Origin of the sequence: Achromobacter denitrificans NBRC 15125, from assembly GCF_001571365.1 — a bacterium.
GTDB lineage: Bacteria > Pseudomonadota > Gammaproteobacteria > Burkholderiales > Burkholderiaceae_B > Achromobacter > Achromobacter denitrificans.
In genome coordinates, this window is the sequence record NZ_BCTQ01000010.1 from 62,284 (window position 1) to 87,286 (window position 25,003).

Here is a 25,003-nt window from a genome sequence, read left to right on the forward strand (position 1 = left end):
CGTTGCTGCGTGCTGCCGGAACATCATAGGGCGAATTCCGGCGGCGGTGCTATCCTTTTCGCCTGACGAACGGAGATCGAGATGACCCAGGATGTAGCTAGCGCGGCGGTGCCGCGGTTGACTTCGCTGTCGCACGGCGGCGGCTGCGGCTGCAAGATCGCGCCGGGCGTGCTGTCGGCCCTGCTGGCCCGCTTCGGCCCGGCCGCCAGCTATCCGAACCTAATGGTCGGCACCGAAACCGCCGACGACGCGGCGGTGTACCGGCTCAACGACGAGCAGGCCCTGATCGCCACCACGGATTTCTTCATGCCCATCGTGGACGATCCGTTCGATTTCGGCCGCATCGCCGCGACCAACGCGCTGTCCGACGTGTACGCCATGGGCGGCACGCCGATCATGGCGCTGGCGATCGTCGGCATGCCCATCAATGTGTTGCCGCACAGCGTCATTGCCGACATCCTGCGCGGCGGCGAGTCCGTGTGCGCGGACGCCGGCATACCGGTGGCGGGCGGCCACAGCATCGACTCCGTCGAGCCCATCTACGGGCTCGCGGCGATGGGCCTGGTGCATCCGGCCCGCGTGAAGCGCAATGCCGACGCGCGCGCCGGCGACGTGCTGATCCTCGGCAAGGGCCTGGGCGTGGGCATTTTGTCGGCGGCGCTGAAGAAGAACCGCCTGGACGAAGCCGGCTATCGCGTGATGATAGACACGACTACCCGACTGAACCGCCCGGGGCCGGCGCTGGCCGCGCTGGACGGCGTGCACGCCGTCACCGACGTGACCGGTTTCGGCCTGCTGGGCCACGCGCTGGAGATGGCGCGCGGCGCGAAGCTGGCCGCGCGCCTGAGGCTGGAGTCCCTGCCCTGGCTGCCGGGCGTGCAAGCCTACGCGGGGGAGGGCATCATCACGGGCGCGTCCGGCCGCAACTGGGCGTCCTACGGCGAATCCGTGCGCCTGGGCGATGCGGTCACCGACACGCAGCGAGCCTTGCTGACCGATCCCCAGACCTCCGGCGGCTTGCTGGTGTCCTGCGCGCCGGAAACGGCTGACGCCGTGCTGGACCTCTTCCGCAGCCAGGGCTTCGACCAGGCGGCCGTCATCGGCGAGATGACGGCGGGCGAGCCCGTGGTGCGGGTGGAGTGATCCCGGCGGGGCTTTCCGGCCCCTAGGCGGTCAGGTCGCGCGCGGTGGCGGCGGCCTGTTCCATCAGCCACTGCATGACGACTTCCGCGTCCGGCGTGCTGCGGCGCGCATTGCGCACCAGCCAGTAGGCCAGCTCGGTGGCGCGGGCGGCCTGGCCGCCGACGGCTTCCAGGCGCTTGTCCGCCAGCATCGGCGCGATCAGCGCCAGTCGCCCCAGCGCGATGCCGTGGCCGGCCAGCGCGGCGTGCACGATCTGGTCGTACTGGTTGAAGCGCAGCATGCCCCGGGCGGCAACCCGGCCCAGGCCGCGCGCGTTCAGCCATTCCGACCATTGCAGCCAGGGCCGCGTGGGATCGTCGAATTCCAGCAGCACGTGGCGCTGCAATTCTTCCGCGTCCAGTTCGCGCGCGCCGAGCGAAGGATGCGCCACCGGCACCACCGATTCCCCGAACAGCCAGGCCGCCGTGTCCGGCACGCCGTCGCGCAGGCTGTAGCGGATCGCGATGTCCACGTTCTCGCGGTCGATGTCGATGAGCCGGTTGTCGGCCGCCACGCGCACGTCGATATGCGGATGGGCCTCCTGGAAGTCGCCCAGGCGCGGCAGGAGCCACAGCGAGGCCACGCCGATGGTGGTGGTGATGGTCACGGGGGTGCGCCTTTCGGGCGCGCGCAGCTGTTCGGTCAGGTCGCCCAGCTGGCTGAGCCAGACGTCGGCCATGCGGAACAGCTGGGCGCCTTCGGAGGTGAACGACACGCTGCGGAAGCCGCGCACCAGCAGGGGCACGCCCAGGTGGGCTTCCAGCGCCCGGATCTGGCGGCTCACGGCGGATTGGGTGACGTGCAGGTCCTGCGCCGCCAGGGTGATGCTCATGCGGCGGCCCACCGCCACGAAGCCCCGGACGAGATCAAGCGGAGGAAGTTTGGCCAGCGGATATGGCATTCGTAAAACTCATGCGTACCGGACAGAAATGTCGCTTGAGCAATAGTACTCCGAGGGCGTTCAATAGGACTCAGACGACGGGTCCCGGGGCGACAGCCCCGCGATCCGCCGCGATTGCCGCCGCCGCGGCCCGGGAGGAACGCCATGATCCAGGTATGTTGCACTGCGGGAATGTCATTCCGTTTGGCCGGCGGGTCGACTATGCTGCTCAAGCGCGCATCGGGCCTTCGCATCGTGTGTCACGCCGGCACCTTGTGGGTATCCGAATACCGCCGCTTCGATGACAGCGTGCTGCAAGCCGGTGATTCCGTCACCGTCGGCAGCGATCGCGATGTCGTTCTCAGCGGCCTGCCGGATGCGCAGGTCGCGCTACTTTCCTAGGGCCCGCGCGAGGCTTTTTTAGTGTTAACAGGCCCTGGGTATCCTGGCCCCTCCGGAGTTCGTGATGACTGCGTCCCTGCCCGATACGCCCCGCATCGAGATGTGGTTCGATTTCGCCAGCCCATACAGCTATCTGGCCATCGAGCGCATCGACGTCCTGGCCCGCGAAGCCGGGGTGCGGGTAGACCTGCGCCCCTTCCTGCTGGGCCCCATCTTCCAGGCCCAGGGCTGGAACGACACGCCGTTCCGGCTCTTCCCGGGCAAGGGCGCCTACATGATGCGCGACATCGCCCGCCTGGCCGAGAAATACGGCGTGGTCTACAACCGGCCGCGCCTGTTTCCGCGCATGAGCGTGCTGCCCGCGCGCATCGCCCTGCTGGGCCAGGACGAGCCCTGGGGCCGCAATTTCTGCGTGGCGGTTTTCCGCGCCAATTTCCAGCACGACCTGGACATCCAGGCCGAGGACGTGGTGCACGGGCTGCTGACGGACCTCTCGCTGGACGCGGACGCCCTGATCGCGCGCGGCAAGTCCGAGGCCGCCAAGGAAGCGCTGCGCCGCCAGGTGGACCGCGCCCGCAACCTGGGCCTGTTCGGCGCGCCCACGTTCTTCGTGGACGGCGAGATGTTCTGGGGCAACGACCGCCTGGAAGACGCGCTGGACTGGACCCGCCGGCCCGCGCCCGCCGCCAGCGCCTGGACGCCGCCCGCGGTCCGCGCCTGAACGCCGCTTTCACGCCAGTTTTTTCGTCAACGCAACTTCAAGCAATGAAGAACGCCAGCAGTGCCTATCGCGGCGCGCCCATGCCGGGCGGCCGTTCGTTTACGCAATTCCGCGCAGCCCGCATCCGGCGCGTCTCGTTCCAGTGGAAGCTGGCCGAACGCGCGGCGCCGGCGGGCAAACGGGATCCGAAGGACGGGACCTAGCCCGGCCGCGATTCACCCTCTGGTCACGGGCGCCACGCGCGCCCATTCTTCGTCAGAGTACAGGCGCGAGCGCAGCAGGAAACGCTTGCCCTCGGCGCTGTCCAGCGAAAAGGCGCCGCCCCGGCCGGGGACGGCGTCGATGATGAGCTGGGTGTGCTCCCAATACGCGAACTGGTCCTCGCCCATGTAGAACGGGCAGCCCTCCAGGTCGCCCAGCAGCACGTCCGAGCCGCCCACCATGAATTCCCCCAGCGCATAACACATGGGGGAACTGCCGTCGCAGCATCCTCCGGACTGGTGGAACATCAGCGGGCCGTGCTTGGCGCGCAGCGTATCGATCAGGCGGCGGGCCTCGTCGGTGGCGACGACGCGCGGCGTTGATTCTGGCATGTCAGGCTCCTTGGCGGCGCGCCGGGCCTCGCGGCCCGGCGCCAGCCTATTGCCGGATCAGAAGAAACCCAGCTTCTTGGGCGAGTAGCTCACCAGCAGGTTCTTGGTCTGCTGATAGTGGTTGAGCATCATCTTGTGATTCTCGCGCCCGATGCCGGATTGCTTGTAGCCGCCGAACGCCGCATGCGCCGGGTAGGCGTGGTAGCAGTTGGTCCAGACGCGGCCCGCCTTGATCGCGCGTCCCATGCGATAGCACGTGTTCGCGTCGCGCGACCACACGCCGGCGCCCAGGCCGTAGAGCGTATCGTTGGCCAGGGCGAGCGCGTCGTCGGCGTCCTTGAAGGTCGTCACCGCCACCACCGGGCCGAAGATTTCCTCCTGGAACACGCGCATCTTGTTGTGTCCCTTGAAAACCGTGGGCTGCACGTAGTAGCCGCCTTCCAACGCGCCCTGCATCTGCGCGCGCGAGCCGCCGGCCAGCACGTCGGCGCCTTCCTGCTTGCCGATGTCCAGGTAGGACAGGATCTTCTCCAGCTGTTCGGTCGAGGCCTGCGCGCCCAGCATGGTGTCCGCGTCCAGCGGATTGCCCTGCTTGATTTCGGCGACGCGCTTCAGCGCGCGCTCCATGAACTTGTCGTAGAGCGATTCCTGGATCAGCGCGCGGCTGGGGCAGGTGCAGACTTCGCCCTGGTTCAGCGCGAACATGACGAAGCCTTCGACGGCCTTGTCGAGGAAATCGTCGTCTTGGGCGGCCACGTCGGCGAAGAAGATGTTGGGCGATTTGCCGCCCAGTTCCAGCGTGACGGGGATGATGTTCTGCGAGGCGTATTGCATGATGAGGCGCCCCGTCGTGGTCTCGCCGGTGAAGGCGATCTTCGCGATGCGCTTGCTGGAGGCCAGCGGCTTGCCGGCTTCCAGGCCGAAGCCGGTGACCACGTTCACCACGCCCGGAGGCAGGATGTCGCCGATCAGTTCCATCAGGAGCAGGATGCCCAGCGGCGTCTGTTCGGCCGGCTTGAGCACCACGCAGTTGCCGGCGGCCAGGGCGGGCGCCAGTTTCCATGCCGCCATCAGGATCGGGAAGTTCCAGGGGATGATCTGGCCCACGACGCCCAGCGGCTCATTGAAGTGGTACGCCACGGTGTCGTGATCGATCTCGGACAGCCCGCCTTCCTGGCTGCGGATGCACGAGGCGAAATAGCGGAAGTGGTCGATCGCCAGGGGGATGTCTGCGGCGCGGGCTTCGCGGATGGGCTTGCCGTTATCCCAGGTTTCGGCGGTGGCCAGGCGTTCGAGGTTGGCCTCCATGACGTCGGCGATCCGCATCAGCATGCGGGCGCGTTCGGCCGCCGGCGTGGCCCCCCATTTCGGGGCGGCGCGATGCGCGGCGTCCAGCGCCAGTTCGATGTCGCGCTCCTTGGAGCGGGCGTTGCGGGTCAGGATCTGGCCCGTGACCGGCGTGACGTTGTCGAAGTATTCGCCGTCTGCCGGCTTCTGCCACTTGCCGTCGATGAAATTGTCGTACTGGGTCTTCAGGTCGAGGCGCGTGCCATAGGTGTCGGGGGTAACGCGGGTCGCGATGTCCATGCTTGTCTCCGGTATTGTGGGAATGCGGCAGTCGGCTGCCTGATGCGTATCAAGCAAGGAACGTGCCAGTCCGGACTTATCCCCTGGACAGCCCGCTCCCTGCATGCGAAAGTTGATTTTCAAGCCCGCGTGGCGGCCGCGGCGGGAACACCGCTGTCGCGTTTTGCGACATCGTCGCAGAACAGGCGTCGCAGAACGCCTGTCCCAGGAGACATGCATGGCCACTCATTCCCGTCAGCAGGCGCTGACGCAAGCGCGCCTGCTGTTCAACCAGCAGGGCGCCGTGCCCGGCGGCATGGTCGCCGAGCCCATCCTGCGCTCGTGGCGGCGCTGCGCCGACCTGGGCTTCGACATGCGCGGCGTGCGTCGCGCCGAGCTTATGACCCAGGGCGAGTTGCGCGAGGCCCAGCAGCGCAACGAGGCGCTGCGCCGGATGTCCGATCCCGCCATGTCCATGCTGCGCCGCCAGGCGGGCGGCAGCGGCAGCCTGGTGATCCTCTCCGATGCCCAGGGCCTGGTGCTGGACACCGACGGCGACACCGGCTTCGCCCAGCGCGCTTCGCGCGTGGCGCTGATGCCCGGCGCGCCCTGGGACGAGGCCGCGGCCGGCACCAATGCCATCGGCACCGCGCTGGTGGAGGGCCGGCCTATCGCGGTGCACGGCGCCGAGCACTATTTCGAACCGAACCGCATCCTGACCTGCGCCGCCGTCCCCATTACCGATAGCGAAGGCCGCACGGTCGGCGTGCTGGACCTGTCCAGCCAGGCGCGCGAGATCCGTCCCGAAATGCTGGAGCTGGTTCGCGCGGCCGTCGACCTGATCGAGCACAACCTGTTCGAGCAAGCCTATGAACAGCATGCGGTGCTGCGGCTGCACACGGACCATTCCGGCCTGGGCATGCCGGGCGAGGGGCTGCTGGCCTTCGACGGCGATCGGCTCGTCGGCGCGAACCGCCGCGCCTTGCAGGCCCTGGGCCTGGCCCCGACCGCGCTGGGCGTCTACCGTTACGCGGACGTGTTCGAGGGCGACATCGAGCGCTGCCCCGACGCCGCGGGCCGGGTGCAGGCGCGCTCCGGCGCGGTCTACCATGCGCGCCTGCGCTGGCCGCGTTCCCGCGCCCGCCAGGCGCCGGCGCCGGCCTTGCCGCCCGTCGCCGCGACGCGTCCCGCCGCGCCGAATTTCGATGCCGCCACCCTGGGCGCGCTGGCGCGCGCCGTGCACCTGTCGGATGCGGGCGTGGCCATTCTGCTGCAGGGCGAAACCGGCGTGGGCAAGGAAGTCTTCGCGCGGCAATTGCATGCGCGCGGCAAGCGGGCCGCCGGGCCCTTCGTGGCGGTGAACTGCGCCGCGCTGCCCGAAAGCCTGATCGAATCCGAATTGTTCGGCTATGAAGACGGCGCCTTCACCGGCGCGCGGCGGCAGGGCCGCAAGGGCCTGCTGCGCCAGGCGCATGGCGGCGTGCTGTTCCTGGACGAGATCGGCGACATGCCGCTGATGCTGCAATCGCGCCTGCTGCGCGTGCTGCAGACGCGCGAGGTATCGCCGCTGGGCGCGGCGCGCCCGGTGCCGGTGGATTTCGCGCTCGTCTGCGCCACCCATCGCCCGCTGGCGCACGAGGGCCAGGACGCGCCCGTGCGGCCCGACCTGTACTTCCGGATCGCCGAATACACCGTCACGCTGGAGCCGCTGCGCGCGCGCCCGGACCGCCTCGAACTGCTGCGCGGCCTGTGGGCGGCGCACGGCGCGGGGCCGGTGCTGCCGCCCGACATCGAAGCCATCCTGGAGGCCTATCCCTGGCCCGGCAACTACCGGCAGATGGTGGCCGTGCTGCGCACGCTGCACGTGCTGGCCGGGCCGGCGGGCGTGGTCGACGCCGACATGCTGCCCGCCGACATCCGCGGCGCGCAAGCCGCCGCGTCGTCTCCGGAAAGCGGCGATCCTGCCAGCCTGCAGGGATTGACGGATGCCGCTATTCGCGCCGCCCTGGCCGCGCATGGCGGCAACGTCAGCCGTGCGGCGCGGGCGCTGGGCCTGCATCGCAGCACCCTGTACCGGCGCGCCGCCGCAATGGCCTCACCGCGCGCGCGGCAGGGCGCGGACTAGGGACCAGCGCTCAGGAGATCAGGCGCGCAAGTTCCGCGCCCGGATCCTTGGCGCGCATGAAGGCTTCGCCCACCAGGAACGCATTGACCTTGTGGCTGCGCATCAGCTGCACGTCTTCCGGCTTGAGGATGCCGCTTTCGGTAACGACGCGCTTGCCCGCGGGGATCTGGGGCAGTAGGTCCAGCGTGTTCGACAAGCTGGTCTCGAAGGTGCGCAGATTTCGGTTGTTGATGCCGAGCAGCGGGGTCTTCATGGTCAGGGCGACGTCCAGTTCCTTGGCGTCGTGCACTTCCACCAGCACGTCCATGCCCAGTTCCATGGCCAGCGTTTCATAGTCGCGCAGTTGCGCGGGGCTGAGCGCGGCCACGATCAGCAGCACGCAGTCCGCGCCCATCGCGCGCGCGGCGATGATCTGGTAGGGGTCGATCACGAAGTCCTTGCGCAGGACCGGCAGCGAGCAGGCCGCGCGGGCCTGGCGCAGGTGATCGTGGGAACCCTGGAAGAACTGCACGTCGGTGAGCACGGACAGGCAGGCCGCGCCGTGCACCGCGTACGAAGCAGCGATCTCGGCGGGATTGAAGGTGTCGCGCAGCACGCCCTTGGAAGGCGACGCTTTCTTGATTTCGGCGATGACGCCGGCCTTGCCCTGCGAGATCTTGTCTTCGATGGCCTGGGCGAAGCCGCGGACGTCTTGCCGCGCCTGCGCCTCGCGCAGGACTTCGGCTTCGCTGCGCATCTGGCGGGCGGCGGCGACTTCCTCGACCTTGACGGCGAGGATCTTCGCGAGAATATCGTTCATTTCTGGAATTTCCGGGTATATGCGCAGAATTCTTCCAGCTTGGCTCGCGCCGCGCCGGTGGAAATCAGTTCAAATGCTAGCGCTAAGGCTGCGGGAATGGAATCGGCTTTATTGCCGGCATAGATCGCGAGCCCGGCATTGAGCGCGACAATGTCGCGGGCCGTGCCCTCGACATTCTCCAGCGCCTCGATGACAAGCTCGCGCGATTGTTCGCGATTGGACACCTTGATGCTCCGGTTGGACATCATGGATAGCCCGTAGTCTTCGGGATGGATCTCGTATTCGAGGACTTTTCCGTCCTTGAGTTCCCCGACCATGGTGGCGCCGCCGAGCGAGGCTTCGTCCATGCCGTCCTTGCCGTGCACCACCAGCACGTGGCGCGAGCCCAGGCGTTCCAGCACGCGCACCTGGATGCCGACGAGGTCGGGGTGGAACACGCCCATGAGCTGGTTGGCCGCGCCGGCCGGGTTGGTCAGCGGGCCGAGGATGTTGAAGATCGTCCGGACGGCCAGCTCCTTGCGGACGGCGGCCACGTTTTTCATGGCGCCGTGGTGGGCGGGCGCGAACATGAAGCCGATGCCGGTCGCCTGGATGCACTCGGCCACTTCCTGGGGCGTCAGCACCAGGTTGGCGCCCAGGGCTTCCAGCACGTCGGCGCTGCCGCTGGAGGACGAGGCGCTGCGGTTGCCGTGCTTGGCGATCGGCACGCCGGCCGCCGCCGCCACGAACATGGCGGTGGTGGAGATATTGAAGGTGTGGCTGCCGTCGCCGCCGGTGCCGCACATGTCCAGCAGGTCCTGCGGGTTGGGCGTGACGACGGGCGTGGCGAATTCACGCATGACCTCGGCGGCCGCGGTGATCTCGCCGATGGTCTCCTTTTTCACGCGCAGGCCCATGAGCAAGGCGCTGGCGATCTGCGGCGACATCTCGCCGCGCATCAGCATGCGCATCAGATGCAGCATTTCGTCGTGGAAGATTTCGCGGTGTTCAATGCAGCGCGTCAGCGCGTCGGATAGGGAAATAGTCACGATGCTTCCTTCTTAGGCGAGGTTCAGGAAATTGCGCAGCAAGGCATGGCCATGCTCGCTGAGCACGGACTCGGGATGGAACTGTACTCCGTACAGCGGCAGGGTCTTGTGGGCCACGCCCATGATGTCGCCGTCGGGCGCGGTCGCCGTGACGGTCAGGCAGTCGGGCAGGGTGGCGGGATCGATGGTCAGGGAGTTGTAACGGATGGCCGTGTACGGGGTGGGCAGGCCGGCGAAGATGTCGGTGCCGGTGTGCGAGATTCGCACGGTCTTGCCGTGCATGATCTGCTGCGCGCGCACGATGTCGCCGCCGTAGGCCGCGCCGATGGCCTGGTGGCCCAGGCACACGCCCAGGATGGGCTTCTTGCCCGCGAAGGCCTGGATGACGGGCACCGAGATGCCCGCCTCGGCGGGGGAGCAGGGGCCGGGCGACACGCAGATGCGGTCCGGATTCATGGCGGCGATCTCTTCCAGCGTGATCTGGTCGTTGCGCGCCACGCGCACGTCTTCGCCCAGTTCGCCGAAGTATTGCACCAGGTTGTAGGTGAAAGAGTCGTAATTGTCGATCATCAACAGCATTGTTTTTCTCCTGTCGGGCCGTCCGGCGGCCGCTTGGAATGTCCGGGTCGGGCGCGGGGGCCTCAGATGGGTTCGTCCAGGCCGTGCTGCACCTGTTCGGCCGCGCGCAGCACGGCGCGGGCCTTGGCTTCGGTCTCGGCCCATTCGGCTTCGGGGCTGGAGTCGGCCACGATGCCGGCGGCGGCCTGCACGTACAGCGTGCCGTCCTTGATGACGCCGGTGCGGATCGCGATGGCCACGTCCATTTCGCCGCCGTAGCTCAGGTAGCCCGCCGCGCCGCCGTAGATGCCGCGGCGCACGGGTTCCAGCTCGTCGATGATCTTCATCGCCTCGACCTTGGGGGCGCCGGTCAGCGTGCCGGCGGGGAACGAAGCGCGCAGCACGTCCATGCTGCTCATGCCGGGGTTCAGGTTGCCCGTCACGTTGGACACCAGGTGCATGACGTGCGAGTAGCGCTCGATGACCATGGTGTCGCTGACCTTCACCGAGCCCACCTCGGCCACGCGGCCCACGTCGTTGCGCGCCAGGTCGATCAGCATCACGTGCTCGGCCACTTCCTTGGGGTCGGCCTTGAGCTCGGCGGCCAGGGCGGCGTCCTCTTCCGGCGTGGCGCCGCGCTTGCGGGTGCCGGCCAGCGGACGGATGGTGATCTGCGATTTCGTCACGCCCTCGTCCACCACGCGTTCCTGGCGCACCAGGATTTCGGGCGACGCGCCCACGACCTGGAAGTCGCCGAAATTCCAGAAGTACATGTAAGGGGAGGGATTGAGGGACCGCAGGGCGCGGTAGAGGGAGAGGGGGGAGTCGCGGAAGGGTTTGGCGATGACCTGGCCGATCTGCACCTGCATCAGGTCGCCGGCGGCGATGTGTTCCTTGGCGCGCCGCACGGCGGCCAGATAGTCTTCCTTCTTGAAGTCGCGCCGCTCTTCGGTCTGCATGCTGGCGTGGCTGTAGGGGATCTCGACCGGGCGGCGCAGGCGGGCGCGCAGGTCGTGCAGGCGCTGCTGCGCGCGGCTGTAGGCCTCGGGCTGCCCGGGGTCCGCGTAGACCATCAGATAGATGCGGCCGGCCAGGTTGTCCACGATGACCAGCTCGTCCACGTGCATCAGCATCAGGTCGGGCGTGCCGCCTTCCATGCCGGCGGGGAAGGGCTTGACCGCGGGGCCCAGGCAGGGTTCGATGTGACGCACCGTGTCATAGCCGAAGTAGCCGGCCAGGCCGCCGCAGAAGCGCGGCATGCCCGGGCGCAGGGCGACCTTGAAGCGGCTCTGGTACTGCTCGATGAAGGCCAGCGGGTCGCCGTCATGGGTTTCGGCGACCTTGCCGTCGTGCAGGACCTCGGTGCGGGTGCCGCTGGCGCGGATCACCGTGCGGGCCGGCAGGCCGATGAAGGAATAGCGGCCGAAGCGCTCGCCGCCCACCACCGATTCCATCAGGCAGGTCATGCGGCCGGCCAGGGGGCCGGCGTGCGCCAGCTTCAGGTAGATGCCCAGCGGGGTGTCCAGGTCGGCGTAGGTCTCGGCCACCAGCGGGATGCGGTTGTAGCCTTCTGCGGCAAGGGCCTTGAATTCGATTTCGGTCATGTCGGGTCTCGTAAGCGATTTATCTGCTATCGGACCAGGCGCACAACAAAAAGCCCGGTCCAGGTTACTGGTTCCGGGCTTGGCTCTGTGGTTACACAGCTACGGCACTAGGCGGCATACGCGTCCAGGGCCGGGAGGGATCATCGCCACCCGGAAGACAAACGCCACCAGCGCCACGAGGCGCCGAGCATTTGGTTCTGGATGGAAACGTTCATTGTGCTGTGTCGGTATTGCGGTTGGTGCGGTATTCGGTATGGATACGCGTGCTGCCAGGCGATCCGTCCGGGGCTTCAGGAGCCTGTCCTGGCTGCGTTCCGGGTTTGATTCCAGATCGCGATCCATTGGGCGGCGTCAACGAGCGTGTCAACTATACCATCGACATCCAGCTCGCGCACGTCCCTTCCTTCGTTGTAGCCATAAGGCACCACCAGGACCTGCGTGCCGGCGCTGCGCCCGGCCTGGGCGTCGTTGAGGGAGTCGCCGATGGTGACGGCTTCGTTCACGGCCACGCCGAGCAGGTCGCAGGCATGCAGCACCTGGTCGGGATCCGGCTTGCGGCGCGCGCAGGTGTCGCCGCAGACCACGGCGTCGAAAAAGCCGGCCAGGCCCGTGCGCTGCAGCAGCGGCAGCGTGAACTCGGTGGGCTTGTTGGTGACCACGGCGAGTTTCAGGCCCTGATCGCGCATGTGCTTCAGGCCGTCGATCACGCCGGGGTAGACCGTCGCCTTCTCGCCGTTGACCAGGTGGTAGTGCCGGAAGAAGGCCGCGCGGGCGCGGTCGAACTCGGCGGGCTCGGGATCCGGGCCTTCGAGGCTGCCCGCGAGGCTGCGGCGGACCAGATTGTCCACGCCCTTGCCCACGAAGGTGGCCACCACGTCTTCGCGCAGCGGGGACATGCCCAGCTCCACGCGCATGGCGTTGGCCGCGAAGGCCAGGTCGGGGATGGAGTCGAGGAGCGTGCCGTCCAGATCCAGCAGCGCGGCGCGAAAAGCGGTCATGTCGGTTCCTGGTTTCAGATGGCGGTGGTTTCGCCGATGGCGATCTGCTCGCGCATGGACTTGATGATGCCGGCATAGTCGGGCTTGCCGAAGATGGCGGAGCCGGCCACGAAGGTGTCGGCGCCCGCGCGGCGGACTTCGGCGATATTGTCGATCTTGACGCCGCCATCGACCTGCAAGGCGATTTCCTGGCCGCCGGCCTGGGTCCAGGCGTCGATGCGGGCGCGGGCCTCGCGCAGCTTGGCGAGCGCGGCGGGGATGAAGCTCTGGCCGCCGAAGCCGGGGTTCACCGACATGATCAGGATCAGGTCGATCTTGTCCATCACGTAGTCCAGGTAGGACAGCGGGGTGGCGGGATTGAACACCAGGCCGGCCTTGCAGCCGTTTTCGCGGATCAGCGACAGCGTGCGGTCCACGTGGCGGCTGGCGTCCGGATGGAAGCTGATGTAGTCCGCGCCCGCCTTGGCGAACATGGGGACCAGGTCGTCCACCGGCTCCACCATCAGGTGCACGTCGATGGGCACCGAAACGTGGGGACGGATCGCCGCGCACACCATCGGGCCGATGGTGAGGTTGGGGACATAGTGGTTGTCCATCACGTCCACGTGGATCCAGTCGGCGCCCGCGGCGACGACGTCGCGGACTTCCTCGCCCAGGCGGGCGAAGTCTGCCGACAGGATGCTGGGGGTGATGCGGGTGGAGGCCGATAGGGTAGACATGATGTTCGGAGTCGGTGAAGGCATAATGTGCCATTATTGCAGCTTGAGGCGCGGTACCGGGAATGGCCCGGTCCGGCGGGTCCGGGAACCGCGCCTGCCACACAGGGAAGGACTGTGAAACCTTACGACCTGAGCGTCTCTGTCTCTCCGCGCTTCGTGCCCGAACAGTCCGATCCCGGCGAACAGCAGTTCGTGTTCGCCTATACCGTCCGCATCACCAACACGGGCGAGCATCCCGCCCAGGTGATCAGCCGCCACTGGATCATCACCGACGGCAACCAGCGCGTGCAGGAAGTGCGCGGGCTGGGCATCGTGGGGCAGCAACCCCTGCTGGCGCCCGGCGAGACCTTCGAATACACCAGCGGCTGTCCCCTGCCCACGCCGGTGGGCACGATGCGCGGCACCTACCACTGCGTCGGCGAGAACGGCATCCCGTTCGAAGTGCCGATCTCCGAATTCGTCCTGGCCATGCCGCGCACCCTGCACTGAATGGTCCGGCCCCCGTCGTACGTTTTTCCTCTGCTCATGAAGCGCATTCTCAGTTTGTCCGTGCTGTCGGTATTGCTGGCGGCATGCTCCACGCCCTCAGACATCCCTCCCGAATCCGGCGGCTCGGGCACGCCCGGCAGCCGCCCGTCCGCGGCCGACGGCCCGCTGGTCGTGCCGCCCTTGTCGGCCCTGCCCGATACGCCACCGCGCGCGCTGGCGGGCAAGTTCAAGGCCGGGACCTGGGCGGAAATGCCCGGCTGGAGCGGCGATGACCTCTCCCGATTCTGGCCCCTTTTCCTGCGCAATTGCCGCGGGCTGATGCGCCCGACCTCCGGCAACCTGGCCGCGCCCGCGCGGGCCACGCCGCGGGCCTGGCAGCCGGTCTGCGCGGCCGCGGTGGATCCGGCCCGCGCGCCCGCTGCCGGCGACAGCGAGGGCGTGCGCCGCTTCCTGCAGACCTATCTCCAGCCCTGGCGCCTGAATGCCGCCGACGGCAAGCCGGCCAGCAATACGGTCACGGGCTACTACGAGCCCCTGGTGCGCGGTTCCCGCCGCCAGGCCGGCAACTACCAATGGCCGCTGTACGCCGTGCCCGCCGACCTGCTGACGATCGACCTGGGGTCCGTCTACCCGGACCTGGCGGGCAAGCGCGTGCGCGGCAAGCTGGACGGCAAGCGCGTGGTGCCCTACGACACGCGGGCCGCCATCGAGTCCTCATCGGGCCGCCGCCCGCCCGTGGTGGTATGGGTGGACGACCCCGTCGACAATTTCTTCCTGCAGGTGCAGGGCTCCGGCCGGGTGCAGCTCACCGACGGCCCCGATACCGGCAAGACCATCCGGGTGGCCTACGCCGACCACAACGGCCAGCCCTACGTTTCCATCGGCCGCTGGCTGATCGACCGGGGCGAGCTTTCCGCCGACCAGGCGTCGATGCAGAACATCCGCGCCTGGGCCCAGCGCAATCCCAAGCGCGTGCCGGAAATGCTCAATGCCAATCCGGCCGTCGTGTTCTTCCGCGAAGAACCCGTGATCGATCCGGAACAGGGGCCCAAGGGTGCCTATGCCATCCCGCTGGCGCCGGGGCGCTCGGTGGCGGTGGACGCGAGCTTCGTGCCGCTGGGCGCGCCGGTCTATCTGGCCACCACCTATCCGGCGTCCGACCGGCCGCTGCAGCGCCTGGTCTTCGCCCAGGACACGGGCACGGCCATCCGCGGCGCGGCGCGCGCCGACTTCTATTGGGGCTACGGCGAAGAGGCCGGGCAGCAGGCGGGCCGCATGAAGCAGCGCGGCCAGATGTGGGTGCTGTGGCCCAAGCAGGCAGGGGAGCCGACAGCAAGATGAGCCATCAGATCGTCGTTTGCGGGGCCGGCATCGTCGGCCTGTCCACCGCCCTGGCGCTGGCCCGCCGCGGCCAGCGCGTCGCCGTGCTGGCGCCGCGCGCCAGCGTGCCGGCGGCCGACCCCGACCGCTACCATCCGCGCGTCTACGCCATCTCGCCCGCCAGCCAGCGTTTCCTGGCCGAGCTGGGCGTCTGGGACGCCATGCCCGCGGCCCGGCTGATGCCGGTCAGCGCCATGGAGATCCATGGCGATGCCGACGGGCAGGTCAATCTCAACGCCTGGCAGGCGGCGCTGCCGCAACTGGCCTGGATCGTCGAATCCGGCGAGATCGAGCGCGTGCTGATCCAGGCCGTGCGCATGTTCGGCATCCCCTGGCTGGAAGACCGCTGCACCGGATACCAGAGCGGCGCCGTCGAAACGGAAAGCGGCGCCCGCATCCAGGCGGAGCTGTTCGTCGGCGCCGACGGCGCGGCGTCGCCGCTGCGCACGGCGGCGGGCCTGAAGCACGAATCCCAGTCCTATGACGACACCGGCCTGGTGGTCCACCTGGATGCCGAGCGCCCGCACCAGGGCACGGCCTTCCAGTGGTTCCGCGACGACGGCGTGCTGGCCCTGCTGCCGCTGCCGGACACGGCGGACGGCCCTCAGGTTTCCATGGTCTGGTCCATGCGCAGCGAGCGCGCCCAGGGCCTGCTGGCACTGCCGCCGGCCGAGCAGGCCGCTCGCCTGGAGACCCTGCTGGCGGACGCCGCGGAGGGCCGCCTGGGGGCCTTGAAGGTCCGCAGCAAGCTCCACGGATTCCCCTTGACCCTGGAACGCGCCCAGATGGTCGCGCCCGGCATCGCGCTGGCGGGCGACGCGGCGCACCGCCTGCATCCGCTGGCGGGCCAGGGCCTGAACCTGGGCCTGGGCGACGTCGAGGCCCTGGCGCGCACGGTGGCCGGACGCGAGCCCTACCGCGAGGCGGGCGACCTGCGGGTCCTGCACCGCTACCAGCGCGCGCGGGCCGAGCCGGTGCTGGCCATGCGCCTGGCGACCGACGGCCTGCACAAGCTGTTCGCCTCCCGGGCGACGCCGCTGGTCTGGCTGCGCAACGCCGGCATGCATTGGGTGGAGCGCGCCCCGCTGGTCAAGCGTCGCCTGATCGCCGGCGCGTCGAGCAACTAGCGGCGGGACGCCCGGCGGAACCTTGGGCGCGGCCGGGCGTCTGACCTGAATACGGTGCTCGCCGGCCGCGGCCCCGGGGCGTATCGGTTACGCTTGCCCGGAAGCACACAATAGACAAGTACAGGAGTACTGATGAATTTCCGCATATCCGCCTTGCTGGCGGCTGGTTTCCTGGCCGCGGGGCTGGGCGTGTCGGCCGGCGCGATGGCGCAGGACGGCAAATCCGTCTCAACGCAATCGCTGGGGCAGCCCGCCCAGGGCGCCAAAAGCTATTCGACGACCCAGGTGGCGCCGGCCGACCCCGTGGCCGACGCCGTGAAGGACCGCTTCAAGCAGCGTTTCTCCGGCATGGACGTGACCGCCGTGCGCCGCACGCCCTATGGGCTGTTCGAGGTGCAGCTGGGCATGGACATGATCTACACGGATGAAAAGGTCACCTGGGTCATGGAAGGTCCGCTGATCGACGCCATGACGCGCCGCGACGTGACCCGGGAATCCCAGGAGCGGCTGAGCGCCGTGACCTTCGACCAGCTGCCGCTGGACCTGGCCATCAAGCAGGTCAAGGGCGACGGCTCGCGCAAGGTCGCGATTTTCGAAGACCCCAATTGCGGCTACTGCAAGCAGTTGCGCAAGACGCTCGAAGACGTCGACAACCTGACCGTCTACACCTTCCTCTATCCCATCCTGTCGCCCGATTCCAAGACCAAGGTGCGGGACGTGTGGTGCGCCAAGGATCAGGGCGCCGCCTGGGACGACTGGATGCTGCGGGGCAAGAAGCCCGCCGCGGCCAATTGCGAAGTGCCCGAGGACAAGCTGTTGGCCCTGGGCCAGCAATTGATGGTGCGGGGCACGCCCACCCTGTTTTTCGCGGACGGCACCCGCACCAGCGGCGCGCTGCCCCTGGAACAACTCAAAGCCCGCTTGAACTGACCGGCGCCGTGCGCGCCGGCCGGGAGGCTGGCGCCGCAGGCGCCAAGCCACCCGGAGACAACACTTGAAAATCGCAATACTCGACGATTACCACGACGTAGCACGGCGCTATGCGGATTGGACCTCGCTGGGCGGTGACGCCGAGGTGCGGATCTTCAACAACTTCATCCCGGCCGAACAGGTGGAAGCCTCGCTGGAGGAGTTCGACGTGATCGTGGCCATGCGCGAGCGCACCCCGTTCCCGGCCGAGCGCATCCGGGCGCTGCCGAAGCTGCGCCTGCTGATCACGACGGGCATGCGCAACAACGCCATCGACATGCAGGCCTGCGCCGAGCAGGGCATCATCGTTTGCGGCGCGCCCGGCAGCGCCGATGCCAACACCGCCACGGCCGAACTGGCATGGGCGCACATCCTGGGGCTGTTCAAGCACCTGCCCGCCGAAGACGCGGCCATGCGCCGCGGCATGTGGCAGACGGCCATGCCGGAGCCGCTGGCGGGCAAGCGCCTGGGCGTGCTCGGGCTGGGCAAGCTGGGCCAGGCAGTGGCGAAAGTGGGCCTGGCCTTCGGCATGGACGTGGTGGCCTGGAGCCCCAACCTCACGGACGAGCGCGCCGAAGCCGCGGGCGTGAAGCGCGTGGACAAGCACGAGCTCTTCGCCACGTCAGACGTCGTCAGCCTGCACCTGATCCTTTCCGAACGCAGCCGCCACGTGGTCGACGCCGCCGCGCTGGCCGCGATGAAGCCCACCGCCTACCTGGTGAACACGTCGCGCGCCGGCCTGGTGGATCAGGAAGCGCTGATGGACGCGCTGGTGAAATTCCGTATCGCGGGCGCGGGGCTGGACGTCTATCCCGAAGAACCGCTGTCGCCCACCGATTCCGTGCGCGACCTGGACAACGTGATCCTGACCCCGCACCTGGGCTACGTCAGCCGCGAGAATTTCGAGGCCTTCTACCAGAACTCGCTCGAAGCGGTGAAATCATGGAAAGCCGGCAAGCCGATACGCGTGCTGAACGCGTGATCCCGTAGGATGGGTGGAGCGCGAGAGTTCTTGAGCTAGAACATTGCTCTCCAGCGCGCGAAACCCATGCGGCCGTGGGTAGATTGTGCCTGGCACCGGCCGGAAAACAAGCGATTGCGGCCGCATGGGTTTCGCGCGCTGGATATTTGAGTTCTTATTTAAGAACTCTCGCGCTTCACCCATCCTACGATGCGCGCTTGAATACCACCTTCTTCTCGACGATTGCGCCCGGCTCCTGCGCTTGCGGCGTGTCGCCGCAGGCTTCGCCGGAGTCTTCCTGCGGGTCCTCGGCGTCGAACGCCGTGTCGCCGTTGGCGTCCGGCACGCCAGTGGGCTTCAGGCCCACGAAGTCGAACAGGTCGCGGTCCATCAGGTGCGAGGGCACCACGCGCGAGAGCGCATTGAACACGTTCCACGACCGGCCCGGGTGCTGCTTGTCCCATTCCTTGATCATGCGGCCCACTTCCTTGCGTTTCAGGTTCTCCTGCGAGCCGCAGAGATTGCAGGGAATGATGGGGAACTGCTTGAGTTCCGCATAGGCGATCAGGTCGGTTTCCGGCACGTAGGCCAGGGGGCGGATCACCGTGTGGCGGCCGTCGTCGGACACCAGCTTGGGCGGCATGCCCTTGGCCTTGCCGCCATAGAACAGGTTCAGGAAGAACGTGCCCAGGATGTCGTCGCGGTGATGGCCCAGGGCGATCTTGGTGGCGCCCAGTTCGGAGGCCACGCGGTACAGGATGCCCCGGCGCAAGCGCGAACAGAGCGAGCACATGGTCTTGCCTTCTTCCAGCACGCGCGTGACGATGGAATACGTGTCCTGCGTCTCGATGTGGAAGGGCACGCCCAGCTCGGTCAGGTACTGGGGCAGGATATGGTCGGGAAAGCCCGGCTGCTTCTGGTCCAGGTTGACCGCGATCAGCTCGAACTTGAACGGCGCGCGCTTCTGCAGCTGCAGCAGGATGTCCAGCAGGGCATAGGAATCCTTGCCGCCCGACAGACAGACCATCACGCGGTCGCCTTCTCCGATCATGTTGTAGTCGGACAGGGCGCGCGTGGTTTCGCGGGCCAGGCGCTTGGTCAGCTTGTTGCCTTCGTGCCGGCGCTTTTCCTCGGCTTCGGTGCGAAAGCGCACCTCGGGGGTAGCAATGTCGTTCATGGTCAACGCGAGATCTGGATTTCCACGCCTACGGCCGCGCAGTCGGAAAAGGCCATGGGCTTGCTGATGCGCAGGCGCAGCGCGCGGATTTCCTGGAAGTCGGCGAGCAGGCGCGCGGCGACCTGCTCGGACAGGGTTTCGATCAGGTTCACGTGCGCCTGCGTGCATTCTTCCACGATGGCCTCGCGCAGGCGCCGGTAGTCCAGCACGCTGTGGATGTCGTGGTCGTCGACCGCGCGCTGGATGTCCACGTCGAAATCGGCGTCGACATGCAGGGGCTGGGTGGCGCGGCGCTCGTGTTCGAGGATACCGATGCGGGCGTCGAGCGCGAGCCCGGAAAGGATGATGCGGCGTGTAGGCATGATGAAAACCTGGGTGGGGTAGCCCGGAATTGTAAGGCGGACGCGGGAGAGGGGCGGCCCGCTGGCTACAATCCGGCCATGTCCGGGCGTCCGCGAGGCGCCGGCGCAGTCAATAAGGGGTGAAATGCAACAGATGCACGATTCGGTCATTGTAGGCGGCGGCCCGGCCGGCGCCTCCTGCGCCCTGTGGCTGGCCAGGTTGGGCCTGTCCCCGCTATTGGTCGAGGCCAGCGCCCGGCTGGGAGGGCTGGGCAACGACAACCCGTTCGCCGACGATTGGATCGCGGTGCTGCCGGGCGTCACCGGCCAGCAGGTGGCCGCCAATATCGATACCAGCGTCCGGGCGGCGGGCGTGCCGCTGCGCCTGGAGACCCGCGTCACCGGCGTTCGGCCCTGCAAGGGCGGCATCGAGGCTGCGCTGGCCGGCCCGGACGGGGCCGAGACCCTGGCGCGGGCCCGCACCCTGGTCATCGCGTCCGGCGTGCGCGCCAAGGGCCTGCCGGACCATCCGCCGGGCGCATCCTGGCCCGGCGTGCTCATCGGACCGGGTTCGCCCATCGTGGCGCAGGACTACTCCGGCCTGTCCGTGGCGGTGCTGGGCGGGGGCGACAACGCGTTCGAGAATTACGTCTACGTGCGCAACCGCGGCGCCCGCGCGGTGCACCTCTATGCCCGCAGCGTGCGCGCCCAGCAGCAATGGGTGACGCGCGCCGGCCGCGACGGCGTGCACATCGGGCCGTACAAGGTCGATCCCGTCGCCCGCAGCGTCGACGGCCGCCGGTACGACCTGATCCTGGTCTTCTACGGCTGGGAGCCCCAGGCCGGCTTCGCCGACAGCCTGCGGCTGGCCCGCGACGAGCGCGGCTACATCCGCACCGATTTCGCCACCGCCGAAACCAGCGTGCCGGACATCTACGCCGTGGGCGAGGTGGCCAATCGCATGCATCCCTGCGTGGTGACCTCCATGGCCGACGGCGTGGTGGCGGCCAAGGCCATCCAGCGTCGCTGGGAACGGGCCGACGCCTGACCGGGAAAGGCCGGCCGCGGCGTTAAGCTCAGGCGAAGGCTCTCCTCCAGATTGGAGAATGGTCATTTGCCCGCGCGGCGACCACACTCTGTGCCACAAGTTGATCGAACAATGATCGCAGTGGGAGACAGACATGTTGCACGCGCATCGCTGGCTGGCCGCCGGCGCGATGGCTGCCGCCATCGCCGGCCCCGCCCAAGCCGCCTGGCCTGAACGGCCGATCACGCTCATCATCCCGGCCGCGCCGGGCGGTACCACCGACATTTCCGCGCGACTGATCGCGGACAAGCTGAGCGCCCGGCTGGGCCAGCAGGTCATCGTGGAGAACCGCGCGGGCGCGGCCGGCATCATCGGCGCGCAGGCGCTGGCGCGGGCCAAGCCCGACGGCTACACCCTGCTGATGGGCAACATCGGCCCCAACGCCATCAACTACGCGCTGTACAAGACGCTGCCCTACAAGGCGGCCGACTTCGCGCCGGTCACGCTGGTGATCTCGGTGCCCAACGTGCTGGTGGTGAACGAAGCCTCGCCGGCCCGCAGCGTGGCGGACCTGCGGGCCGAAGCGCAGCGGGATCCGTCCAAGGTGTCTTTCGGCAGCTCCGGCGCGGGCCAGTCGCCGCATCTGTCGGCCGAACTCTTCAAGCAACGCGCGGACATCGCCGGCACGCACATCCCCTATAAGGGCGCCGGGCCCGCGGTGGCGGCGCTCCTGGGCAGGCAGTTCACCTTCATGATCGACAACCTGCCCAGTTCGATGCCCTACATCCAGTCCGGCAAGCTGCGCGCGCTGGCCGTCACCAGCGACAAGCGCCTGGCGGAACTGCCGGACGTGCCGACCATGGCCGAGGCCGGCGTGAAGGACATGGTGGTCACCGCCTGGTTCGGCCTGGTCGCGCCCGCCGGCACGCCGTCGGACGTCGTCGACAAGCTCTACGTCGCCACGCGCGATGTCGTGCGCAGCCCCGACATCAGCGACCGCTTCAAGGCCATGGGCGGCCAGGCGGGCGGCAACACGCCGGCGGAATTCGCGGCATTCATCGACCAGGAGCGCGCCCGCTGGAAACAGATCGTGGACGCGGCCGGCCTGGTGCAGGAGCAATAAGTGATCGACAAGATTCAAGCTTCCATGGCCGAGGCGGTCGCGGTGATTCCCGACGGCGCGTCGGTGCTGGTGGGCGGCTTCGGCGAGGCGGGCGTGCCCTACGAACTGCTGCACTGCCTGGCGGAACTGGGGCGGCGCGATCTCACCATCATCTCGAACAACGCCGGCACCTTCGAACGCGGCATCGCCGCGCTGCTGATCCGCAGGCAGGTGCGCAAGATCATCTGCTCGCATCCGCGTCCGCCCAATTCCGAGGCCTTCGCGCGCGCCTACCGCGCCGGCGAGGTCGAACTGGAATGCGTGCCGCAGGGCACGCTGGCCGAGCGCCTGCGCGCCGCGGGGGCGGGGCTGGGGCCGTTCTATACGCCTACCGGCTACGGCACGGAACTGGCCGAAGGCCGCCGCCAGGAAGTGATCGACGGCGTGGGCTATGTGCTGGAACATCCGCTGCGCGGCGACTACGCGCTGATCCGCGCGCACCTGGGCGACCGCTGGGGCAACCTGATGTACCGGCACGCCGCGCGCAATTTCAACCCGGTGATGTGCATGGCCGCCGGCCACGCCATCGCCCAGGTCGACGAGGTGGTGCCGCTGGGCGCCTTCGTGCCCGAGCAAATCATGACGCAGGGCATCTTCGTGAAATCCGTCGTGCGGGTGGAGGCCTGACATGCAAGAAATCATCGGATTGACCCGGCAGCAGATCGCGCAGTTGCTGGCCAGCGACATCCCCGACGGCTCCATCGTCAATCTGGGCATCGGCATGCCGACCCTGGTGGGCGACTACCTGCCGTCCGACCGGGACATCCTGCTGCACAGCGAAAACGGCATCCTGGGCATGGGTCCCGCCGCCAGCGGCGAGGATGTGGACACCGACCTGATCAACGCCAGCCGCCAGCCGGTCACGCTGCGGGACGGCGCGTCGATCACCGAGCACACCGTGTCCTTCGCCATGATGCGCGGCGGCCACCTGGACTACGCGGTGCTGGGCGCCTTCCAGGTCTCGGAGCGGGGCGATCTGGCCAACTGGAAGACCGACGCCGCCGACGCCATCCCCGCCGTGGGCGGCGCGATGGATCTGGCCGTGGGGGCCAGGCAAGTGCTGGTCACGATGGAGCATCGCGGCCGCGATGGAACGCCCAAGCTGCTGCGGGTATGCACGTATCCGCTGACGGGCAAAGGCGTGGTGACGCGCATCTACACCGACCTGGCCGTGATAGACGTAACGCCGCCGGGCTTCAGCGTCCACGCGATGCTTGCCGGCGTGGACGCAGCCTTCCTGCGCTCGGTCACCGGGGCGCCGCTGCATTTCCCGGCGGAAATTCGCCGCATCGCGCTGGATGCCGGCGGCAGGCCCCGCTACGTCTGACGCTTCCAGCCCGAACCCGGGCCAAGGAGACCCTGATGATCCGTTCCCTGCTGGCCGCGGCAACGCTGGGCGTCGCGTGTCTGGGCGCCGCGCAGGCCGCGCCTTCCTATCCCGACAAACCGATCACCTTGCTGATCCCCTATCCGCCCGGCGGCAGCGCGGACATGCTGGCGCGGCCCCTGGGCGCGGAACTGCAGAAGAAGTGGGGCCAGCCCGTGGTGCTGGAATACAAGCCGGGCGCGGGCGGCACGATCGCGTCGGCGCAGCTGGCGCGCGCCAGGCCCGACGGCTACACGCTGCTGATGGTGCTGGCCGCCCATGCGATCAATCCCAGCCTGTATCCGTCGCTGCCCTACGACACGCGCCGCGATTTCGCGCCGGTGTCGCTGGTGGCCACGCTGCCGATGCTGGTGGCGGCCCCCTTGAGCACGCCGGCCGATACCGTGGGCGAACTGATCGCCTACGGCAAGAGCCACCCCGGCAAGCTCAGCTTCGCGTCGGCGGGCAACGGCAACACCAGCCACCTCGCCGCCGAGATGTTCAAGAACCAGACCGGCGCCGACATGATGCACGTGCCCTACAAAGGCAGCGGGCCGGCCGTGGTGGCGCTCCTGGGCGGCGAAGTGTCGTTGATGTTCGACAGCATCTCCACGTCGCTGCCGCAAGTGCGGGCGGGAAAGCTGAAGGCCATCGCCGTGACGGGGGAGCGACGCTCTGCCTTGCTGCCCGACGTGCCCACGGTGGCCGAAAGCGTGCCGGGGTTCGTGGTGAACGGCTGGTACGGCGTGCTGGCGCCGGCGGGCACGCCGCCGGACATCGTCGATGCGCTGAGCCGCGGCATTGCCGAAGCGCTGGCCGTGCCCGCCTTGAAGCAGCAGGTGGAGGGCTACGGCTACGAGACCGTGGGATCCACGCCCGCCGAGTTCGCCGGCCACATCGACCGCGAACTCGTCACCTGGAAGAAGGCCGTCGAAACCTCCGGCGCCAAGCTGAACTGAGCGCTCAGGACGCCAGCAGGAATTCCAGGACGGCGGCCTCGAATGCCTCGGGCAGTTCGATGTTCGACAAGTGCACGGCCGGCAGCACCACCAGCCTGGCGCCGGGAATGGTGGCGGCCATCTGCTCGCCATGGCTGGCCGCGGTGACCGTGTCGTGCAGGCCGGCGATGACCAGCGAGGGATTGGGAATCAGGGCGATGGTCCGGCGCAGGTCGGCGTCCCGCACGGCCGCGAACGCACCGGCCAGGCCGTGCCTGTCGGTGCCCAGCAGCATGGCGCGGAACTTCTCCACGGCCGGGCCGCCGGCCTCCAGCAGGGCGGGCGGAAACCAGTTCCGCAGGAAGACCTCGGCGGTGTCCGTCATGTCGCTGGCCTGCAGCGTGGCGGCGATGCGCTCGTCCCATTGCGGCGCGGGCCCCAGGTAGGCGGATGAGTTGCTCAGGACGAGGCGGCCGATCCGCTCGGGCGCATGCACGCCCAGCCATTGTCCGATGATGCCGCCCAGCGACAACCCGAGGAAATGCGCGCGGGCGATGCCCAGGCCGTCCAGCAGTTCCACGACGTCGCGGCCCAGCCGATCCAGGGAGTAGGGGCCGGCGGGCACGCTGGACGCGCCGTGGCCGCGGGTGTCGTAGCGCAGCACGCGGAAGTGGCGCGAGAGCGCCGGGATCTGGTCGTCCCACATGCGCAGCGTGGTGCCGATGGAATTCGACAGCAACAGCGTGGGCAGGCCGGCGTCTCCGTCGAAGCGGTAGGCGATGCGGGCGCCGTCGCCCGTGGTGAAGAAGGATGTGTCCTGCATGATGGATCTGCCTCGCGGTGGATGGGGTAGGCAAATCGTAGTTGCGCGGCGCTCAGGAAGAAATTACA

27 protein-coding genes are annotated in these 25,003 nt (G+C 68.4%); 15 read left to right on the top strand and 12 right to left on the bottom strand.

Features of this window, described 5'->3' with window-relative positions; all coding sequences use genetic code 11:
- The first annotated feature begins 81 nt into the window (after positions 1 to 81).
- Positions 82 to 1,143: a selenide, water dikinase SelD gene (gene selD, locus ADE01S_RS10745; protein ID WP_062681685.1), complete on the top strand. Its 1,062-nt coding sequence runs from the start codon at positions 82 to 84 to the stop codon at positions 1,141 to 1,143.
- 22 nt (positions 1,144 to 1,165) lie between these two features.
- Here the strand turns inward: selD and ADE01S_RS10750 are convergent, their stop codons facing one another.
- Positions 1,166 to 2,083 (bottom strand): LysR substrate-binding domain-containing protein, encoded by a 918-nt coding sequence (locus tag ADE01S_RS10750; RefSeq protein ID WP_062681686.1) that lies wholly within the window; start codon positions 2,081 to 2,083, stop codon positions 1,166 to 1,168.
- Positions 2,084 to 2,254: 171 nt separating this feature from the next.
- Between ADE01S_RS10750 and ADE01S_RS10755 the strand changes: the two genes are divergently transcribed.
- The 3 genes from ADE01S_RS10755 to ADE01S_RS31790 all read left to right on the top strand — a co-directional run bounded on the left by ADE01S_RS10755 (position 2,255) and on the right by ADE01S_RS31790 (position 3,388).
- Positions 2,255 to 2,464, top strand: a complete 210-nt coding sequence (locus ADE01S_RS10755) for a DUF2917 domain-containing protein (protein ID WP_087881488.1) — start codon at positions 2,255 to 2,257, stop codon at positions 2,462 to 2,464.
- 64 nt (positions 2,465 to 2,528) lie between these two features.
- Complete coding sequence (locus ADE01S_RS10760) at positions 2,529 to 3,185, top strand: 2-hydroxychromene-2-carboxylate isomerase (RefSeq protein WP_062681688.1); 657 nt, start codon at positions 2,529 to 2,531, stop codon at positions 3,183 to 3,185.
- 44 nt (positions 3,186 to 3,229) lie between these two features.
- Positions 3,230 to 3,388, top strand: coding sequence for a hypothetical protein (locus ADE01S_RS31790; protein ID WP_165695660.1), 159 nt, complete (start codon positions 3,230 to 3,232; stop codon positions 3,386 to 3,388).
- A gap of 12 nt (positions 3,389 to 3,400) precedes the next feature.
- Here ADE01S_RS31790 and ADE01S_RS10765 read toward each other — a convergent pair whose 3' ends face one another.
- On the bottom strand, positions 3,401 to 3,778 hold the full coding sequence (locus ADE01S_RS10765; protein WP_062681689.1) for a DUF779 domain-containing protein: 378 nt from the start codon (positions 3,776 to 3,778) through the stop codon (positions 3,401 to 3,403).
- 57 nt (positions 3,779 to 3,835) lie between these two features.
- Positions 3,836 to 5,365, bottom strand: a complete 1,530-nt coding sequence (adh, locus tag ADE01S_RS10770) for an aldehyde dehydrogenase (protein ID WP_062681690.1) — start codon at positions 5,363 to 5,365, stop codon at positions 3,836 to 3,838.
- Between the two features lie 217 nt (positions 5,366 to 5,582).
- Between adh and ADE01S_RS10775 the strand changes: the two genes are divergently transcribed.
- Entirely contained in the window at positions 5,583 to 7,469 is a 1,887-nt protein-coding gene (locus ADE01S_RS10775; RefSeq protein ID WP_062681691.1) for a sigma-54-dependent Fis family transcriptional regulator, read from the top strand.
- 10 nt (positions 7,470 to 7,479) lie between these two features.
- Here ADE01S_RS10775 and trpC read toward each other — a convergent pair whose 3' ends face one another.
- The 6 genes from trpC to rpe form a co-directional block, all read right to left on the bottom strand.
- The gene (gene trpC / locus ADE01S_RS10780) at positions 7,480 to 8,268 is read right to left on the bottom strand and encodes an indole-3-glycerol phosphate synthase TrpC (protein ID WP_062681692.1); all 789 of its coding nucleotides are present in this window, start codon (positions 8,266 to 8,268) and stop codon (positions 7,480 to 7,482) included.
- Positions 8,265 to 9,296, bottom strand: coding sequence for an anthranilate phosphoribosyltransferase (gene trpD / locus ADE01S_RS10785; RefSeq protein WP_062681693.1), 1,032 nt, complete (start codon positions 9,294 to 9,296; stop codon positions 8,265 to 8,267). The genes trpC and trpD overlap by 4 nt, the downstream gene beginning before the upstream one ends.
- Positions 9,297 to 9,308: 12 nt before the next feature.
- On the bottom strand, positions 9,309 to 9,875 hold the full coding sequence (locus ADE01S_RS10790; RefSeq protein WP_062681694.1) for an aminodeoxychorismate/anthranilate synthase component II: 567 nt from the start codon (positions 9,873 to 9,875) through the stop codon (positions 9,309 to 9,311).
- Positions 9,876 to 9,937: 62 nt separating this feature from the next.
- On the bottom strand, positions 9,938 to 11,458 hold the full coding sequence (gene trpE / locus ADE01S_RS10795; protein WP_062681695.1) for an anthranilate synthase component I: 1,521 nt from the start codon (positions 11,456 to 11,458) through the stop codon (positions 9,938 to 9,940).
- A 290-nt stretch (positions 11,459 to 11,748) separates the two neighbouring features.
- Positions 11,749 to 12,456 carry a phosphoglycolate phosphatase gene (locus ADE01S_RS10800; protein WP_062681696.1) on the bottom strand — a complete coding sequence of 236 codons (708 nt, stop codon included), beginning with the start codon at positions 12,454 to 12,456 and terminating at the stop codon, positions 11,749 to 11,751.
- 14 nt (positions 12,457 to 12,470) lie between these two features.
- Complete coding sequence (rpe, locus tag ADE01S_RS10805) at positions 12,471 to 13,199, bottom strand: ribulose-phosphate 3-epimerase (RefSeq protein ID WP_062681697.1); 729 nt, start codon at positions 13,197 to 13,199, stop codon at positions 12,471 to 12,473.
- 90 nt (positions 13,200 to 13,289) lie between these two features.
- Here rpe and apaG point away from each other — a divergent pair, with 90 nt between their 5' ends.
- The 5 genes from apaG to ADE01S_RS10830 all read left to right on the top strand — a co-directional run bounded on the left by apaG (position 13,290) and on the right by ADE01S_RS10830 (position 18,122).
- A complete protein-coding gene (apaG, locus tag ADE01S_RS10810) occupies positions 13,290 to 13,664 on the top strand; it encodes a Co2+/Mg2+ efflux facilitator ApaG/CorD (RefSeq protein WP_039882644.1) in 375 nt (124 codons plus the stop codon).
- A 36-nt stretch (positions 13,665 to 13,700) separates the two neighbouring features.
- Positions 13,701 to 15,005: a murein transglycosylase A gene (mltA, locus tag ADE01S_RS10815; protein ID WP_062681698.1), complete on the top strand. Its 1,305-nt coding sequence runs from the start codon at positions 13,701 to 13,703 to the stop codon at positions 15,003 to 15,005.
- On the top strand, positions 15,002 to 16,171 hold the full coding sequence (locus ADE01S_RS10820) for a UbiH/UbiF family hydroxylase (protein ID WP_062681699.1): 1,170 nt from the start codon (positions 15,002 to 15,004) through the stop codon (positions 16,169 to 16,171). Before mltA ends, ADE01S_RS10820 begins: the two co-directional genes overlap by 4 nt.
- 132 nt (positions 16,172 to 16,303) lie before the next feature.
- A complete protein-coding gene (locus tag ADE01S_RS10825) occupies positions 16,304 to 17,101 on the top strand; it encodes a DsbC family protein (protein ID WP_062681700.1) in 798 nt (265 codons plus the stop codon).
- A gap of 64 nt (positions 17,102 to 17,165) precedes the next feature.
- Positions 17,166 to 18,122, top strand: a complete 957-nt coding sequence (locus tag ADE01S_RS10830) for a D-2-hydroxyacid dehydrogenase family protein (RefSeq protein WP_062681701.1) — start codon at positions 17,166 to 17,168, stop codon at positions 18,120 to 18,122.
- A 184-nt stretch (positions 18,123 to 18,306) separates the two neighbouring features.
- On the opposite strand, the gene ttcA is transcribed toward ADE01S_RS10830, so the two are convergent.
- Both ttcA and folB read right to left on the bottom strand, forming a co-directional pair.
- Complete coding sequence (gene ttcA, locus ADE01S_RS10835; protein WP_062681702.1) at positions 18,307 to 19,278, bottom strand: tRNA 2-thiocytidine(32) synthetase TtcA; 972 nt, start codon at positions 19,276 to 19,278, stop codon at positions 18,307 to 18,309.
- Positions 19,279 to 19,280: 2 nt separating this feature from the next.
- On the bottom strand, positions 19,281 to 19,640 hold the full coding sequence (folB, locus tag ADE01S_RS10840) for a dihydroneopterin aldolase (protein ID WP_062681703.1): 360 nt from the start codon (positions 19,638 to 19,640) through the stop codon (positions 19,281 to 19,283).
- A gap of 124 nt (positions 19,641 to 19,764) precedes the next feature.
- On the opposite strand from folB, the gene ADE01S_RS10845 reads away from it, so the two are divergent.
- From ADE01S_RS10845 to ADE01S_RS10865, 5 genes are all read left to right on the top strand, one after another.
- Entirely contained in the window at positions 19,765 to 20,667 is a 903-nt protein-coding gene (locus ADE01S_RS10845) for an NAD(P)/FAD-dependent oxidoreductase (RefSeq protein ID WP_062681704.1), read from the top strand.
- Between the two features lie 133 nt (positions 20,668 to 20,800).
- Complete coding sequence (locus ADE01S_RS10850; RefSeq protein WP_062681705.1) at positions 20,801 to 21,769, top strand: Bug family tripartite tricarboxylate transporter substrate binding protein; 969 nt, start codon at positions 20,801 to 20,803, stop codon at positions 21,767 to 21,769.
- Entirely contained in the window at positions 21,770 to 22,435 is a 666-nt protein-coding gene (locus tag ADE01S_RS10855) for a 3-oxoacid CoA-transferase subunit A (protein ID WP_062681706.1), read from the top strand. It abuts the gene before it with no gap.
- Position 22,436: 1 nt separating this feature from the next.
- Positions 22,437 to 23,135 carry a 3-oxoacid CoA-transferase subunit B gene (locus ADE01S_RS10860; protein ID WP_062681707.1) on the top strand — a complete coding sequence of 233 codons (699 nt, stop codon included), beginning with the start codon at positions 22,437 to 22,439 and terminating at the stop codon, positions 23,133 to 23,135.
- Between the two features lie 35 nt (positions 23,136 to 23,170).
- Positions 23,171 to 24,133 (top strand): Bug family tripartite tricarboxylate transporter substrate binding protein, encoded by a 963-nt coding sequence (locus tag ADE01S_RS10865; RefSeq protein WP_062681708.1) that lies wholly within the window; start codon positions 23,171 to 23,173, stop codon positions 24,131 to 24,133.
- A gap of 4 nt (positions 24,134 to 24,137) precedes the next feature.
- Here ADE01S_RS10865 and pcaD read toward each other — a convergent pair whose 3' ends face one another.
- The gene (gene pcaD / locus ADE01S_RS10870) at positions 24,138 to 24,935 is read right to left on the bottom strand and encodes a 3-oxoadipate enol-lactonase (protein WP_062681709.1); all 798 of its coding nucleotides are present in this window, start codon (positions 24,933 to 24,935) and stop codon (positions 24,138 to 24,140) included.
- Positions 24,936 to 25,003: the final 68 nt, after the last annotated feature.